Source organism: Mycobacterium sp., assembly GCF_004298145.1.
GTDB lineage: Bacteria > Actinomycetota > Actinomycetes > Mycobacteriales > Mycobacteriaceae > Mycobacterium.
Genome location: NZ_SCRH01000035.1, coordinates 1 through 16,453 on the forward strand (window position 1 = coordinate 1; position 16,453 = coordinate 16,453).

At 64.8% G+C, this 16,453-nt stretch carries 14 protein-coding genes; 9 read left to right on the plus strand and 5 right to left on the minus strand.

Annotated elements, in window-relative coordinates; all coding sequences use genetic code 11:
- Positions 1-549 precede the first annotated feature (549 nt).
- Positions 550-1,083 (plus strand): MarR family transcriptional regulator, encoded by a 534-nt coding sequence (locus tag EPN51_RS13410; protein ID WP_293043277.1) that lies wholly within the window; start codon positions 550-552, stop codon positions 1,081-1,083.
- A 31-nt stretch (positions 1,084-1,114) separates the two neighbouring features.
- On the opposite strand, the gene EPN51_RS13415 is transcribed toward EPN51_RS13410, so the two are convergent.
- Positions 1,115-1,756, minus strand: coding sequence for a TetR/AcrR family transcriptional regulator (locus EPN51_RS13415; protein ID WP_293043280.1), 642 nt, complete (start codon positions 1,754-1,756; stop codon positions 1,115-1,117).
- Between the two features lie 325 nt (positions 1,757-2,081).
- Here EPN51_RS13415 and EPN51_RS13420 point away from each other — a divergent pair, with 325 nt between their 5' ends.
- Both EPN51_RS13420 and EPN51_RS13425 read left to right on the plus strand, forming a co-directional pair.
- Positions 2,082-3,092, plus strand: a complete 1,011-nt coding sequence (locus EPN51_RS13420) for a spirocyclase AveC family protein (protein WP_293043283.1) — start codon at positions 2,082-2,084, stop codon at positions 3,090-3,092.
- Between the two features lie 72 nt (positions 3,093-3,164).
- On the plus strand, positions 3,165-4,700 hold the full coding sequence (locus EPN51_RS13425; RefSeq protein ID WP_293043286.1) for an AMP-binding protein: 1,536 nt from the start codon (positions 3,165-3,167) through the stop codon (positions 4,698-4,700).
- On the opposite strand, the gene EPN51_RS13430 is transcribed toward EPN51_RS13425, so the two are convergent.
- Complete coding sequence (locus tag EPN51_RS13430) at positions 4,675-5,658, minus strand: acyl-CoA thioesterase domain-containing protein (protein ID WP_293043289.1); 984 nt, start codon at positions 5,656-5,658, stop codon at positions 4,675-4,677. The genes EPN51_RS13425 and EPN51_RS13430 overlap by 26 nt on opposite strands.
- Positions 5,636-6,466, minus strand: coding sequence for a mycofactocin-coupled SDR family oxidoreductase (locus tag EPN51_RS13435; RefSeq protein WP_293043292.1), 831 nt, complete (start codon positions 6,464-6,466; stop codon positions 5,636-5,638). The genes EPN51_RS13430 and EPN51_RS13435 overlap by 23 nt, the downstream gene beginning before the upstream one ends.
- Positions 6,467-6,593: 127 nt before the next feature.
- Between EPN51_RS13435 and EPN51_RS13440 the strand changes: the two genes are divergently transcribed.
- The 6 genes from EPN51_RS13440 (at position 6,594) to EPN51_RS13465 (ending at position 14,419) form a co-directional block, all read left to right on the plus strand.
- The gene (locus tag EPN51_RS13440; protein WP_293043295.1) at positions 6,594-7,796 is read left to right on the plus strand and encodes a cytochrome P450; all 1,203 of its coding nucleotides are present in this window, start codon (positions 6,594-6,596) and stop codon (positions 7,794-7,796) included.
- Positions 7,797-7,883: 87 nt separating this feature from the next.
- Positions 7,884-10,235, plus strand: a complete 2,352-nt coding sequence (locus EPN51_RS13445; RefSeq protein WP_293043298.1) for an acyl-CoA dehydrogenase — start codon at positions 7,884-7,886, stop codon at positions 10,233-10,235.
- A complete protein-coding gene (locus EPN51_RS13450; RefSeq protein WP_293043301.1) occupies positions 10,235-11,449 on the plus strand; it encodes an alpha/beta hydrolase in 1,215 nt (404 codons plus the stop codon). Before EPN51_RS13445 ends, EPN51_RS13450 begins: the two co-directional genes overlap by 1 nt.
- 78 nt (positions 11,450-11,527) lie before the next feature.
- On the plus strand, positions 11,528-12,565 hold the full coding sequence (locus tag EPN51_RS13455; protein WP_293043304.1) for an LLM class flavin-dependent oxidoreductase: 1,038 nt from the start codon (positions 11,528-11,530) through the stop codon (positions 12,563-12,565).
- An 87-nt stretch (positions 12,566-12,652) separates the two neighbouring features.
- Positions 12,653-13,639: a spirocyclase AveC family protein gene (locus tag EPN51_RS13460; RefSeq protein ID WP_293043307.1), complete on the plus strand. Its 987-nt coding sequence runs from the start codon at positions 12,653-12,655 to the stop codon at positions 13,637-13,639.
- A 153-nt stretch (positions 13,640-13,792) separates the two neighbouring features.
- Positions 13,793-14,419, plus strand: a complete 627-nt coding sequence (locus EPN51_RS13465; protein WP_293043310.1) for a TetR/AcrR family transcriptional regulator — start codon at positions 13,793-13,795, stop codon at positions 14,417-14,419.
- 32 nt (positions 14,420-14,451) lie between these two features.
- Here EPN51_RS13465 and EPN51_RS13470 read toward each other — a convergent pair whose 3' ends face one another.
- Both EPN51_RS13470 and EPN51_RS13475 read right to left on the minus strand, forming a co-directional pair.
- Complete coding sequence (locus tag EPN51_RS13470; protein ID WP_293043313.1) at positions 14,452-15,174, minus strand: hypothetical protein; 723 nt, start codon at positions 15,172-15,174, stop codon at positions 14,452-14,454.
- Positions 15,175-15,216: 42 nt separating this feature from the next.
- Positions 15,217-16,452 (minus strand): cytochrome P450, encoded by a 1,236-nt coding sequence (locus EPN51_RS13475; protein ID WP_293043316.1) that lies wholly within the window; start codon positions 16,450-16,452, stop codon positions 15,217-15,219.
- Between the last annotated feature and the right edge of the window lies 1 nt (position 16,453).

The following is a 16,453-nucleotide window of genomic DNA, read 5'->3' on the forward strand; positions in this document are numbered from 1 at the left end:
GCGATAGAACCCACCGGCCAGATCTTGCGGGATCTCACCGTGGGTGACGATGCACTCCTCAACGGTGGCCTCAAAGCGCATCGGTTGAAACGGCCCCTTAGTAGTCACCGTCTCAGGAATGGTGTAACCCATCGTCAGCTCCTGGTCCTTGTTCTGTGCAGCAGTGCCTATGTGACGGCCGCGATACCGCCGATGCTAGCGTCGAAGCGCCAATTTGTAAACGATCGCTTACGCCGGAGTGGCTGAAGGCTGCACCTTGGCCGGCCATCGGGATATCGGGGCTGCAACTGCACCCGGAATATCGACGTTGTGCTGCTCAGCCTGCTGCGTCCCGGCTCATCTCCCCGCTGTGACGTACTTCGCTTTCGCGGCGGGGACCTGAAAGTATCGAGCATCAGCGCCCAGCGCGCAAACGATCGTTATCATTAACCAAGCCATCGAGGGCGTGAGGGCGATATTGATCGTCGGGCCGCGGCGATAGCGTTCACCACGCCAAGTGGGTGGCGTCAATGCGGCGCGCTTGTCCTGGGCGGCGGTCCATAATCGGGCATGGTCACCCAGCACCCGCCGACGCGGACGATCACCGTCGAAGAGTATCGGGAACTGTTGGCCGGCCGGCTTCGCGCGGACGGCGTTGTCGGGGCGGGCGCCGCCGAGCGCGCCGAGCTGGTGTTCAACCTGACCCGGCTGCAGCATCGACTGTCCCGTGATTTCGAGGGCATGCACCGCCGGCGCGGCTGGACATGGGCCGGCTTTCGCATCATGAACGTGTTGTGGGCCGTCGGTGCCGCCGAATTACGTGATATCGCAAGACTTTCGGGCGCGTCACGGGCCGCCATCTCCAGCGCGCTGAACACCCTCGAGCGCGATGGGTTGGTGCTCCGGACTCGCGACAGCGCCGATCGTCGACTGGTCCGAATTCAGCTGACCCAGCATGGCCGCGATGCGCTGCGCGAGGCGATGCGGGAGCAGGGCGAAAGGGAGCGTGAGTGGTTTGCCGAGCTCGAACCCTCCGAACAGCGGCGGCTGAGCGCGCTTCTCGCCGCACTGGCCGACCGCAAGGCGCCCCCGGGCAACCGATGATCTCCCGGCGCGCCCGCAAGGGCCTCTTTCGTCAAGGTCGTGTGGGAGCGAGCGTCGCGGCGACGATCCTGTCGACGGCCCGCATCGTCCGTCGGGTCCGCTCTTCGTCGGAATAGAAGCCGATGTCCATCGCCAGGCCCCACAGCAAATCCATGCACACCTGAGTGGTGGCCTCGGTATCCAACTCGGTGTCGATCTCGCCGGTCCGGGCCGCGGTGGCGAGCAACTCGCCCATGTATTCGCGCACGGAGTCGATCGGCAGCAGTGCCTTTTCGCGAAGTTCCGGGTGGGTGATGGCGTCGGCGGTCGAGATCACGAAGAACCGGACGAACGTCTCATCGGTCTGACTGAACCCGATCGCACTTTCGAAGACCGCCATGACGCGACGGTGGGCGGAGCCGGTCTCGACCTTGGCGTCGTCGAGGATTCGGCCGGCTACGACGTCGTGGACCGAAGTCAGCGCTGCCCTGTACAGCTCGATTTTGCTCGAGTAATAGTTGGCCACTGCGTTGCGGGTGATCCCGGCTTCCTCGGCGATTTGCTTGAGACTGGCCCGTTCGTAACCCGTTGTGGCGAAGACCTGCCGCGCGCTGTGCAGGATCTTTTGCCGCGTCTCGGCGCCGTCGGCGCCCAACGGGCGGCCTGGCCGGCGGCGGGCCACGGGGGAACTCATCGGAAAGACTCTACGAGTCGGCAATGGGAGACGACGAATTTCTTGGCGCAGTCAACGGGGCACCGGCCGCCGCGCTCACTTGCCGGGGGAACCACCACGGCAACGCGCGATCGCGACGGCCCCCCAAGCGCGTCTTCGGCGTCCCTTCCTAACCAAACACCGTTCAATTAGAGTGAGTGGCCTGCGCCCGATTGAACCGCTGACCTCTGTGAACCGCGGTGGTGCTCGCAGACGACGGTTGCCACGCGGAAGGCGCTATATGTCAAGCGGTTTGGATAACTGGGACACGGTGCACCCGGGGGCTCCTGCGGTTCGTCGTGATGTCGTGCGGGCACCGAGAGCCCAATGGCGATGGCAGCACTACCTCGCGGGGATCGCGGGCCTGTTCCTCGTGTGGGGTGGGTGGACGGTCGCGGCATGGCTTGCCGCGGGCCCCCGCCCCGTGACCGCATATCGAGATCCCGCGGCGTCCGCCTTCACGATCGCGACGGTCTACGAAATCGTCGCCGTGATGTTAGTTCTCGGCGTGGGTGCGTATGTCGTCCGTGGGTGTCTGCGACAACGTCGCGTTACCTTCGACGCGCAGTTGTGCATCGCGGGGCTTTCGGCGTACTGGCTTGATCCGTTCTACAACTTCTTCGTTCCGATGAATCTGTACAGCTCGAACTTCGTCAACGTCGGCAGCTGGTGCAGCCACGCACCGTTCGTGATCAACAAGGCCTGCAGCGGCTCGCCCGAGCCGGTTCTGGTCATCGGCAGCATCTACCTTGTGGGATTCCTTGTCTGCGCGATGTTGGGGTGCGGGCTGCTGCGGATTGTCAAAGCCCGCTATCCCAGCGCTTCGATGGCGCGGATGCTGGTCGCCCTGGCGAGCTTCGCGATCATCGCCGACTTGCTGATCGACGGCGTTTCGAGCCAATTGAACTTGTGGAATCAGTTCATCCCCGCCGGCCTCAACATCGCCACTGCGGCGCGCCCTTTCCCGGTGACCCTGCCACTGTCGGCAATCCTGTTCTTTGGGGCCCCGACCCTGGCCCGATACGTGCGCGACGACAGAGGGGCAACGATCTTCGAGCGCGGGCTCGACCACCTGCGGCCACGCACCCGGAACGCCGTGTCGTTTCTCTCGCTCGTCGGCTACATGCAGTTGATGGTGGCGGTCACGATCCTGGTCACCATCGCCCCGGTCGGGCTGTACGCCAACAACTCACCGACCTACCCGGCCCACATCATCAACGGGCAGTGCGACATTGGGTCGGTGCGGGGCAGCGCGTACGGTCCATGCCCGGGAACCCCCGGCTTCATGGCCCCGCTGCGGCGTCTGCCGCATTCCTAGCCGATGGGCCAGGGTACCGCGACACCGTACAATTTTTAATCATGATTAGGTAGGTCAAGGATCGGAGCGCAGATGGTGTTTGCCGCAACTGACTGGGTGGCCTACCACGCCTGGCGCCACGGTGAGTCCCTTGCCCTCGGCTGCGCCGAGGATGGACGGCGAACAACCTGGGCGCAACTGGAAGAGCGTGTCGCCGGAGCGGCCGCCACGCTGTGCGACCTCGGTGTCGGGCCCGGCGACCGGGTGGCGTTGATAAGCGAGAACGATCCGCGCGTGTTCGAAGTCCAGTTCGCCTGCATGCGCCTTGGCGCGCTGTTCGCACCGCTGAATTGGAGGCTGCACGTCCGCGAGATCCAGGAGCTCTGCCTCGACGCCCGCCCCCGCGTCATCGTCCACGACGAACGGTGGGCGGAAGTTGCGATCGACGCCGCCGCGAAAGCCGATATCGACCAGCGTCTATCGTTCGGCCGGGAGCGCGAGCGGACCGATTACGAGTCCGCGATCGCGACCGCGGCCCCGTTTCGCGCAACCGGCACGATCCCGATGGACCAGCCCACCCACATCTTGTACACGTCGGGGACCACCGGGCGGCCAAAGGGCGCCCTGTCGACCAATGCAACATTGGTGTGGCAGGCCCTCAACTCGGCCCACACCACGGGGTACGCACAACCCGGATGCCACCAACTCAACCCGATGCCGCTGTTTCACGCCGGCGGCCTCAACGTGATGGCCAATTCGATCCTGTATTTCGGCGGCGCGGTCACGACGATGGCCCGGTTCGACCCACAAGACGTACTGCACCGGCTGGTCGGCCACGATCCGCCGATCACCCATTTCGCCGCCATCCCGTTGTTCTATCAGCGCATGGCCGAGATGGCCGGTTTCGCCGACGCGGACTTCTCCCGGCTGCGACACGGAATCATCGCCGGTGCCATCGCATCACCGGAGCTCCTACAGCTGTGGGCCGACCGCGGATTCCCACTGCAGCCGCAGTACGGCGGGACCGAGATGGGCCCGATGGCAACGGCTCTGGACGACGAGGCGAAAAATCTCGCCTACGCGAAAAGGGGCTCGACCGGTCGCGCCGCGCTGCATACGCGGATAAGGCTGGTCGATTCGGCCGGCAACGACGTCGAAGACGGCGTGACCGGTGAGATCTGGTTGCAGGGTCCCAGCATCACCGTCGGATATTGGGAGCGCGACAACGCCGACTACTTCACCGACGACGGCTGGTTTCGAACCGGAGATTCGGCATACCGAGACCGAGACGGCTTCTATTACCCGGTCGGCCGGGTCAAGGAGATGTTCAAATCCGGTGGAGAGAACATCTATCCGGCCGAAGTCGAACGCGTGCTCTTGCTGCATCCCGATGTGCGCGATGTCGGCGTCGTGGGCGTGGCGGACGGGGACTGGGGTGAGGTCGGCCTGGCGGTCGTGGTACCGGCGCCTGGGGTCTCCCTCACCCTCGACGACTTGAATTCGTTTGCCGCGCAGCAGCTAGCACGGTACAAGCTGCCGAAGCGGCTGGTCCTGGTCGGCGAGCTTCCTCGTAACGTCACCGGCAAGTTGTCCCGCGAACAGCTCAGGTCGGACCATCGTGGGGTCTGACCGATCGAGTCCGGGGTGCGACGAACACCATCTCCTGGGCGACGCTGGCCACGAGTTGCCCTGAGCGGGAACGCAGTTCGCCGCGGCAGAACGCACGGTATCCGTGCGCGACGGGTGCCAGCTGCTCGAAGAGCAGCCATTCGTCAACGCGCGCCGGACGGTGCAGCCACACCGAATGGCTCAGCGTAGCTCCCAGGAAGGCTGTATGGCCGACCATGTCGCGCCACGGTATTCCGGTGGGAAAGTAGACCGGTTCGAACATCGGCAGATCCGTCGCGAAGGCCAAGGCCGCGGCATCCGCGGCGGCCACCTCGCGCGGATAGCGAATCGCTTTCACCCAGAGGCGATTTCGCGGTGGCGCGATCGAATCGCTCCAGGGTACGTGATCGATGTAGCGCAGATCGACCGGCCACCGTGCCCCGACTTCGCCCGGAAAATCGTCACCGTATCGATCGGACAACGACGCCCGGCGCGATGGCAGCGTGTCGGGGTCGGGTAGCGGTCGCGCGGGATCGCCTTGCTCCGTTGGCCATTCGTGCTCGATTGAGGGGCGCGCGTCGTCCGATGGTGGCGCGTGAAACGACGCGACGGTGGTGGCCAGGACCCGCCCGCCTTGCCGCGCGGTGACGACCCGCGTGGACATCGACCGCGAGTCGCGTGCCCGGTCGACCTCGTAGCTGATCGCCTGCGCGTCGTCGCCCGCGTGCAGAAACGAGGTGTGCGACGAATGGGCGACGCGGTCCGAATCGACCGTCGCGGCAGCGGCCAGCAAGCTCTGCGCCCCGACCTGCCCGCCGTAGAGGCGTGGCAGTCCCGAGTTTGTGGGTGCGCTCTCATACGTATCGGCGGCGACGTCCCGGAGCGCGAATATCGTGTGCCACCAGCGCACGGATTCGATGTCGTCGGCGGGATCGACCACTGTGTCGGGGCGCGAGTCAGCGTGCGGTCGCGCCGGCATCGACGGGAATCGTCGCGCCCGTGATGTAGCGGGCCTCGTCGGAGACCAGCCAGGCCACGGCGTTGGAGATGTCTTCGGCCTGGATGAGCTGAACGGGAAGGATATTGGTCATCGCGTCGAACAGTTCGGGGACATCGGGGGCGGCGCCCAAAAACGATGGATTGTTGACCATCGGGGTGTCGGTGCCCGTGGGGTGCAGCGAATTCACCCGAACGTTGTAGTCGCCCAGTGCGTTCGCGTATGCCCGCATCAGCCCGACGACGCCGTGCTTTGCCGCCGTATAGCCCAGCATGCCGTATGTTTTGGAGCGCAGGCTGCGCGTCGTTCCCTTCAGGCCGGCCGCCGAGCTGGTGATGACGATGGCGCCGCCCGTGTTCTGCTCGACGAGTGTCGGGATGGCCGCCTCGATCGTGTAGACGACGCCGGTGAGCATGACGTCGATGCAGTCGTGCCACGCCTGCACCACGGTCGACGTCGGGCCCAGCACGGGCATGATGCCGGCGTTGGCGATCACGATGTCCACTCGGCCGAATTCGGCGAGGCCCTCATCGAAGACCTTGTTGACGGCCGCCTCGTCCCGCACGTCGGCTTTGGCGGCCACAATCCGACGACCGAGCGCCTGAACCTCGGCTACGGTCTGGGCCAGCTCGTCCTCGGTTCCCAGCGGGTAGGGGACGGAGTCGATCTGCCCGCAGATGTCGAACGTGACGATGTCTGCACCGTCTTTCGCCAGTCGCACCGCGTGCGAGCGGCCCTGGCCTCGCGCTCCACCGCTGATGAAGGCAACCTTGCCGTCCAACGCTCCCATTTCGGATCTCCCCTTCGCACGCCGCGCCGTCGCTTTAACCGATCGCTGTTCGATAACGTAATGCGGCTGCGGAGCCTTGTACATAGGCATTGACTAACCAAACAATGCTGGATTAACGTCGCAGGTCATGGACAACGCGAAGGCTGAATCCGACGCCTCGGCCGCGGCGATCCTGCCGCACTACAACATGTGGGATCCCGAGCACGAGAAGGCCAAGTGGGACATCTTCTCGTACGCGCGGCGCAACTGTCCGGTTGCGCACACCGATGCCGACGAGGGCAGCCGGTACGTCGTCACCCGCTACGAGGACGTCCGCCGGGTCCTCGAGGACCCGCACACCTTCTCGTCGGCGGGTGTCTCGCCCCGCCCGTCGCCGGTGCAACTCAACCCCCTCGACGCCGATCCGCCGTATCAGGTGGAACTGCGCAGGCTCCTCAACCCGATGTTCACCCGCAACTTCCTGCTGCGGTTCGAACCCGAACTGCGGAAAAACGCCATCGACCTGATCGGTCGCTTCGTCGACAACGGACGCGTCGACTTCATCCGGGAGTACGCGGGCCCGTTCGTGGGCAATGCCTTGTCAAGGGTCGTGTTCAACGAAGAGGACCCCGAAAAAATGGACCGCGCGGCCGACGTCGTGATCCGGGTGGCGGTCGATCCCACCGACGAAGCGTTCTTCGAACTCGCCATGCTCGCCGGGCAATACATCGCCGAGCGCGAGGCGAACCCCGTTGACCGCGACGACGTGCTGAATGCGATCGCCACCGGCGTCCTCGAATCCGGCAGGCCGCTGACCGATGGCGAACGACTCGGCGTGGTCACCGTCTTGTTCCTGGGCGGCCTCGACACCACTCGAGGCGCGATTGGTTCGATCGCCTACCACCTGGCGCGCCAGCCCGAGCTCGAACAACGGCTGCGTGATCCCGCCTGGATTCGTCAGGACATGGACGAGTTCATCCGGCTGGAGTCGCCCGTTGGCTGTCTCGGCCGAACGGCCACCAGGGACGTCGAACTCGGTGGCGTGACCATCAAGCAGGGCGAGCAGTTGCTGATTCGCTTCGATTCCGCGAATCGCGACGAAGCCCGCTTCGAGGAAGCCGCGCAGCTGAAATTCGATACCCGTCGCAGTAGCTCGGCCGGCTTCGGGCTGGGAATCCACCGTTGCCTGGGTTCGCACTTCGCCCGGATCCAGATCGCGATCGCCTTCGACGAGCTCTTCAAGCGGGTGACGAACCTGCGTTTCGCCGACCCCGATGCCGAAGTACGTTGGGCCGCAGGCATTGCCAACGGTCCGGAGAGTCTGGATCTGGTCTTCGACGTGATTGGTTGACGGGGCGGGTATCGGGCGGCCTGGCGCTAACCAAACAATGTATGGTTATACTCGACGCGGGACCCGGGAGACCGAGACGAGGCCAAAGTGAACTTCATCCCCGGCGCGGACGCCGAGCAGCTGCGAGCGGTCGTGCGCGACTATCTCGGCAAGCATTCGGATGAGGCCGCGGTCCGCGAATTGATGGAGACCGAATCCGGTTTCGATCCGGCGGTGTGGCGTCAAGTTTCGAGCGAGCTGGGCCTGCCGGGGCTCGCGGTGCCGGAACGGTTCGGTGGCAGCGGCGCGAGCGCGGTGGAACTCGGCGTGGTGTTCGAAGAGATGGGCGCAGCGCTGTTCAGCGGGCCGTTCCTGTCGACGGTGGGCCTGGCCGCAACCGCACTCGTCGAGCTCGGGGATGAAGACGCCGCTGCGCGTTGGCTTCCCGGAATCACCTCCGGGGACACCATCGCGACGCTGGCCTGGTCCGGGCCCACGCCGTGCGCCAGCACGTTGGTTGCCGTCCGTGGCGACGACAACGGGTGGAGCGTGTCGGGCACGGCCCCGATCGTGGTCGACGGGTGCATCGCCGATGTCTTGTTCGTGGCGGCGCGCAGCACGGCGGGGCCGTGTCTGTTGGCGGTGGCCGGCGACGCGAATGCGTTGACGCGCAACCCGCTGACCACGATGGACTCCACTCGCAAGCTCGCCGAGCTTCGTTTCTCCGATACGCCGGCGTGCCTGCTCGGCGTGGATGGCGGTGCGGGCGCGGCGCTGCGGCGCTCCGCCGACCTGGCATCGTTGTATCTGGCCGCCGAGCAACTCGGCGGCGCGGCGCGGGTCCTCGATATGGCGCTAAGCCACGCCCGCAGCCGAATCCAGTTCGGCAGGGCGATCGGATCCTTTCAGGCCATCAAGCATCGCTGCGCCGACATGCTGGTGGACGTCGAGTCGGCGCGATCCGTTGTCTACCACGGGCTGTGGACGGCCGCACACAATCCGGAGCAGTTCCCGATAGGCGCCAGCCTGGCGCGTGCGGTCTGCTCGGACGCCTACCTGCGGTCGGCCGCCCACAACATCCAGATCCACGGCGGCATCGGTTTCACCTGGGAGCACCCCGCCCACCTGTATCTCAAGCGGGCCAAGAGTTCTCAGCTGTTGTTCGGTTCGCCGGCCGCGCATCGGGCGCGGCTGGCCGAATGGATCGATATGGCAACCATCCCCGAGGCCCCGCCCATACCGGCCGGACATCCGTCGAGCGATCGGCCGGCCGATGCCCGCGCGATCGAAAACGTCGTCTCGGAGTTCCTCGGTGAGCACCCGGTGACCGATCCCGGCGACCACCAGGCGGACCGGGCGTTGCGGGAGGCCAGGTTCGACGCGGGGCTCGCCATGGTCCACTTCGCGCCGGGGCGCGGCGGCCGCGGCCTGGACGCCGCATTCCAGGCGGTGGTGGAGCGCAGCTTCGCGGCGGCGGGCTGCCCAGACCACAGCGCCCGCAACGTGATTGGGCTGGGCATGGCGATGCCGACCGTGCATGCGCACGGCACGGAAGCGCAGCAGCGACGCTACCTGCGGTCCTGCTTCTCCGGCGAGGACATCTGGTGTCAGCTGTTCTCCGAACCCGGCGCCGGTTCGGACCTGGCCGCACTCGCCACCCGCGCTGTGCGCGACGGGGACGAGTTCGTCGTGAACGGGCAGAAGGTGTGGACCTCGCTGGGTCATGTCGCCCGGTTCGGACTGCTGCTGGCCCGGACCGATCCCGATGTGCCCAAACACCGGGGGCTGACCTACTTCGTGCTCGACATGCACAGCCCCGGGGTCAAGGTGCGTCCGCTACGCCAGCTGACCGGCGAGGCTGAATTCAACGAAGTATTCCTGACCGACGTGCGGATCCCGGCGTCCGACGTGCTCGGTGAAGTAGGGCAGGGCTGGCAGGTCGCGATGACAACCCTGGCCAACGAGCGGATCTCGATCGGCGCCCGGCCGGCGCAACGAGGCGAGGGGCCGATCGGGCGCGCCGTCGAGAGCTATCGCGAGGCGCTGGCCGCCGGACGCGCCGACGCCGCCACCACCGAGCGGCTCATGCTGTTGTGGACGCGCGCCGAAGCCGCTCGGTTGACGAACGTGCGCGCCGCGCAGGCCGGCGGGGAGCCAGGTCCCGAGGGTTCCATCGCCAAACTGCAGATGGCGGAGTTGAACAAGGCGATCTACGAATTCTGCGTCGATCTGGCCGGGCCCGCCGGGCTGCTCATCGACGGCTACACCGAGACGGCTCCAGAGTTCTCGGCGGCCTACGGCGGCGGGGACGTCCGCAAATCCTATCTACGGTCGCTGGCCAATTCGATCGAAGGAGGAACCTCCGAAGTGATGCGCAACATTCTGGGTGAGCGGGTGCTCGGGTTGCCGGGGGAGCCACGGGTTGACCGGGACCTACCCTGGCGGGAGGTGCGGCGCTGATGTCTGCACCGGAGCAGCCGACCAGCACCCCGCCGGCCGTCGAACGCACCAAGTACCGCCGTACCCCTTTCCTGGTTGTGTCGCAGGAACATTCGGTGCGCAAGGATGTGTACGGTTCCGTCGAAGACAACGTGGTGCGCTACGCGCAGTTGCTGCGCGGCGACCGCGACTCCGACACCGTGATCGTGGCGTCACACCCGATCGGATCGCCCGCCTACCTGCCGCTGTTCTCCGAATTGGCACGGACCGGACTGCACGTCATCGGCTACGCCAATCGCTACTCGGTCGGCGATTCCGCCCTTCAGATGGAAAACCATCTGCTCGACCTCGGCGCCTGCGTCCGCGAGGCACGCGAACGGTTCGGTTACGAGCGTGTCGTGCTAGCCGGGTGGAGCGGCGGGGGATCACCGATGATGGGCTACCAGGCCGAAGCGGAGAAACCCACGATCACCCAGACCGCGGCCGGTGAACCGACGCTGCTGGCGGACACCTCGCTACCGGCGGCCGATGCGGTGATGCAGCTGGCCGCCCCACGCAGCCGGCATCGTCTACTCACCGAGTTCCTCGACGCCTCGATCACCGACGAGCTACAGCCGGACCGCGACCGCGACGCCGAGTTCGATCTCTACGACCCCGCGAACCCGAACCAGCCACCGTATTCGGCCGACTTCCTCGCCGCGTACCGCGAACGGCAGCGCGAGCGCAACCGGCGGATCAGCGCCTTCGCGCAGCAGCGGCTGCAGGATTTCCGCGACGCCGGCAGGCCGCACGCCGAGCACGCGTTCGTCGTGCACGGAACGATGGCCGACCCGCGCTGGCTGGACCCGGCCATCGAACCGAACGGACGCCGGCCGCGGTGGAGCTACCTGGGTGATCCGGAGGTGGCCAACACCAGCCCCGGAGCGTTGATGCGATTCACCACCGCGCGCAGCTGGTTGTCGCAATGGGGCCTGGACACCGCCCAGGTGGACGCCGGGGACGCGGCGCCGAGGGTTTCGGTGCCGGTGCTGATGGTCGTCAATGGGCGCGACGACGCGGTTCCCACCAGTCATCAGGACCAGGTGTTCGACGCGATCGGGCACCCGGACAAGGAACGGGTGGACTTGCCCGAGGCCAACCACTACTTCAGCGGTGAGGACCAAAGATCGCACCTGTCACGGGCGGCCGATCATGTCCATGGCTGGCTGTGTCGCAAGGGCTTTCACGCGACCTGAGCGCAGAGAAGGCGAGAGGTTCCCAACTCCTCACGCGTAGCTAACAACCAAACATTGGTCGATATCAGAGGAGCCGACATGAAGTTGAGCTTGATGACTTTGGGTGACGTGGTGACCGATCCGGTAACCGGACTGACCCCCACAGCCGCCGAGAGGCACCGGGCTATCGTCGAGGCGGCAGCCGTCGCCGACGAAGCCGGCTTCGAGGGTGTGCACATCGGCGAACATCACGGGTTGGAGTACACGACGTCGGCACCGCCGGTGATCCTTGCGGCGATCGGGGAACGCACTTCGCGGCTGGGGTTGTCCACCGCTGTGACACTGGCGGCGAACCTGGACCCCATTCGGGTTGCGGAGGACTACGCGACCGTCGATGCGCTATCCGGTGGACGCTGCGAGGTCGTCGTTGGCCGCGGCAACTTCTTCGTGTCCACCTACACGCTGTTCGGGCAGCTGTTGGAGGACTCCCACGAATTGTTTGCGCAGAACGTCGAACTGCTCACCCAGTTGTGGGCCGGTAAGGAAGTGACGTGGGCGGGCTCACGCCATCGCGCCCCGATCAGCGAGTTCGTGCTGCAGCCCGCGCCGGTCGGCCCGATGCCGCTGTGGGTCGGCGGGGGAGCCTCCGAATCGTCCCTTGAACTTGCCGCGCGCCTCGGTCTCGACCTGATGCTGCCCTCGGCCTTCGGCAACCCGCAGATGTTCAAGCCCGTGGTCGAAAAATACCGCGAACGATTCGCGGCATACGGGCATCCCCGGGAGCCACGCGTCGGCGCCTGCTGGCACGTCAACGTCGCCAAGACGAGCCAGGCCGCCCGCGAGCGGTGGGAACCCCGTTATCGGGCCTACTTCGAGCTGATGAACACCGTGATTCCCCGGGTCAACCCCGACCCGCCGCCGTTCGTCACCAAGCCGTTCGATTTCGGATTCCTCACCACCAAGGGGCCCGCCATCGTCGGCAGCCCGGCTGAGGTGACCGAACGACTCAACGACTGGGCCGGCGTTCTCACCAGCGACACCAACCTGATCTACGTCGACATGGGTGGCCAGCCGGCCGCCGAATACCGCGACATGGTCGAACTCATCGGTTCCGATGTGATACCGCAACTGAACTAATCCCCGTGGTGGCCCACGTGCTGACACTATTGCGGCCCGCGACGCTGATTGTTTAATCTTGATTCAAACTTGAGGAGGTATGTCGTAATGTCCGAATCGACGCTCCATCGAATCGGGTCGCGGCGGGTCGTGAGTGCGGAGGCGACCCGCACGGGCGGGGTTACGGTTTGGGCCGCCATCGCCGTCGTATGGCTGGTGATCGCGGTACAAGCGCTGCTGCGATGGTTCGCCTCCGACGATTTCGGCCCGGCGCCTTTGCTCGGTGCGGACCGGATGCCGCTGTGGAATTTAGTGGCGTTGCGCGTCTTTGAGGGACTCAGCGCGGCGCTACTGGTCTACTTGATCTGGGCTTATGTCGTAGTACCGTGGCGCCGGAACGGAACTTTGAGCCTCGACGGCAAGTTCGTGCTCGGCGGGATGGCGGCGTTCGTCGCGGACGCCTTCCTGAACTGCTACACGTACCTGTTCGCGTGGAACGCCCACAACGTCAACATGGGCGTCTGGACTGCTTATCTGCCGTTCCACAATCCGGCGACCTCGTCGCGCTATGCGGAGTCGTTGCTGTGGGGGCCGCCGATGTATGTGTATTTCTGCGCGGGCGTCGCTGTCGTCGGCTGCCCGATGTATTTCGCGCTGCGATCGCGGTTTCCGCACCATTCGAACGTTTCGCTGCTGGCGATCATCTTCATCGGGGAGTTCGCGTTCGATTTCGTGGTGGAGAATTTGGCGATCCGATTGACGCACGGTTACTCGTTCGCGCAGACCTATGGGCCGCTGACGTTATGGGCGGGCAGTCAGTTTCAGTTCCCGCTGTACGAGTCGTTCCTGGTGGCCACGCTGGGGTTGCTCTACACCTGGATGCGGATACAGGCCGTTTCGTCCGCCGACGGGCTGTCGCCGGTCGAACGTGGCTTTGAGCGCTGGAGTCCGGCCCTTCAGCCGACGGTGCGTACGCTCGCGGCGATCGGGTTCTGCTGCGCTGCAACCATCTTGATCTACCACCTGCCGTTCAACTGGCTCGGCATCATCGGAGCGTCGAAGGCGAACCTGCCGACCTACATGTGGCCGGGCTGAGTTCGTTGTTTTGCTCGCTTAGGGGCCGACCCCAAGGTGGCGGACAGGCTCCGACACCAACTTCTCCCCTGAATCAGAGTTTGCGCGCAATGGTTTGACGTGGCCAGGGCTAGACTGGCGCTTCGAAACGAAGCGACGAGGACCCCGTTATAGATGCCAACCGTCACGCGCAGAGCTAAGCAAAGCCGGGCAGAGCGCCGCGAGGCGATCGGCAACCGGCTGTTCACGATCGTCGAGCGCCTGCTCGCTGAAGGTTCGACATTTTCTGAGATCAGCGTCGAGCAGTTGATCACCGAGGCCGACATCGCCCGTTCGACTTTCTACGTCTATTTCGAGGACAAGGGCACGCTCATGATCGAGCTGATGGAGCGTGTCACGAAGGCGGTTGGAGACGCCGCGGACGATTGGTTTCATTTACCGCCCACAGCCACTCGTGCGGATCTGCGGAACGCACTCGATCGTTTGGCGGCGGCCTACGGTCAACACGGACGCATGATGTCGGCGGTCATTGAGGCCGCCGCCTATGAACCGCGTGTGCAGGAGGAGTACGCGGCGGTCATGGAACGCCGGTGTGAGGACATGAACCGAAGCTTCATTCCCCAACAACGCGATGGATCCATCCGTCGCGACATCGATCTGACAGCTGTCACCCCCTGGCTGGCATGGATGTTCGAGCGAGGCTTCAACCAATTGGCGGGGCGCGGCGGCGCCATGACCGAATCCGCGCTCGATGGGGCCACGTCGGTGGTATGGCAGACACTCTACGAAGGCACTCGCTGAGGGTTGCTGGGAGCTAGCGGCGGCGGCGTTCGTCAGCTACTCGGGACGGCCACCACGCTTTGGGTAATCGGTACGGCAGGCATGAGCACCGCCCTACGCGCCAAAATGATCATCAGGACAAACCATCCCGTGAAACTGGTCAACGGCACCCACCAGACCAGAAGCCCGTTCCAGGCAAACGGCCCGTTCTTGGCGAAGAACGCGATGACAGCCGGAACGAATGAAAGGCTTACCCAGAACTGAAGATAAGCCGCCCAGCGTGGAAAGGCCGGCCGCGGCCGGCGGTCCGAGAGTATGGCGATACCCAAAATGATGTATTGCATCATGAACGGAGCGATTGGTGTGATGAAGAGCAACCAGCCCAAATCGCTTAGCGCCTGGGTGATCTCGGGATTCCTCTCCGGCCGGAATGCGGCGGCCGCCCACATGAAAGCGGGCAACATGAATGTCAACATCGAGACGATTCCCGCTGCCAGCTGAGTCGCGGCCCAGAAGAACGGTTTTCCTTCGATTTCCCTGACGAGTGAGGCGAGCGTGACCGTCCACGGCAGGTAGAAAACCGCGCCCAGGCTCATGAGTGCCATACCGACGCGAATCGGCACGGACCTTTCGTGAAAGAGTTGGGCAAGCTGCGGGGCGGTCAAAGCGGGGGAGACGGGCGGCACCCATTGGGCGAACGCCATGTATCCGACAGCCCATACCAGGAAGAACGCCGCTGCGCTCCATACACCGATCAGACGTGAGTTAATGGTCATCTGGGTGCTGCACTCTCGTGAGTAGATCTGGTTGCTGCACTGTCAATCCCATTCGAATTGCAAGTGTTCGGGACGATGGAAGATCATCCCGTGCTGTACCCGGATCTCCTGCTCCGGTGCGAGGCGAAGGTTGGGTAGCCGCGTAATCGCGGCCTCGATGGCCACTCGCATGTCGAGCCGCGCCACCCACTGGCCGATACAGTTGTGCGGCCCTAAACCGAAGTGGACACTCCTGCGCATTTCGGCGGCGTCGCGGTCGATGTTGAAACGCGCTGGATCTTCGAACTGGGCGTCGTCATTGTTGGCCGACTGCACGAGCAGAAACAGGTTGGAGCCCTTCTGAATCTGGTGCCCGCCGATCTCGACATCCTCTTTGGCCCGACGCACGATTCCCCGGGCCGGCGTGAGTCGACGCAGCGATTCCTCAACAACTTTCGGCACCAGAGCCAGGTCGGCTCGCACCCGCGCGAACAGGTCACGGTCCTCGCACAGTTTGTAGAGCGAAAAGCCTATTCCGCCAGCACTTGTCTCGAATCCCGCGATAACGAGTTGGCCTACCACGCCGAGGATTTCGCGGTCGGTCAAACGTTTCTCCCTATCCTCTTGGGCAAGGATCAGGCCACTGATCAGATCGTCGCTCGGTGATTTGCGGCGCTGCGCAATCGCGTCCATCAGGTAGTCGTTGAAGTCGACTTGGTCGCGCGCCAAGTGCAGGCGTCGCTCCTCGGGGATCGACGGAACGAACAGTTCGGTGATACCGAGCGTCCAGTGGTGGAATTGCTGATGATCCTCGGCTGGCACTCCGAGGATCCTGATGAGAACATGAACGGGCATAGGGGTGGCATAGCGGTCCATGAGATCGCCGCGCCCGTCATGCTGGATGGCATCGATGAGGCTGTCGGCGGCTTCGCGGATCACACCCTCCCGGGTGCGCACCGCGGCTGGGGTCAGGGCTTTGGCTGCGAGCTTTCGGATGCGTGAGTGTTGCGGTGGATCGGTGTTAACCAGTGCCGGTTGCCAGGGTGCGTAACCGTGCGGCAGCGCGTCCTTCAGCTGGGCGGGGACTTCACCGACAAGGTCGTCGGGCATGCATCCGAAACGGTCAACGTCACGCACGACGGGCAGGATGTCGTCATATCGGCTGATCACCCAGGCGTCGAGTTCGGGTAAATGCATCACCGGCGCGTGCGCGCGTACTTGCGCGAAGAGTTCGCAGGTATCCCAGGTACTGCGAAACACATCCATCATCGATGGTTGAGCCTGGGCTGTCTCGGTCATG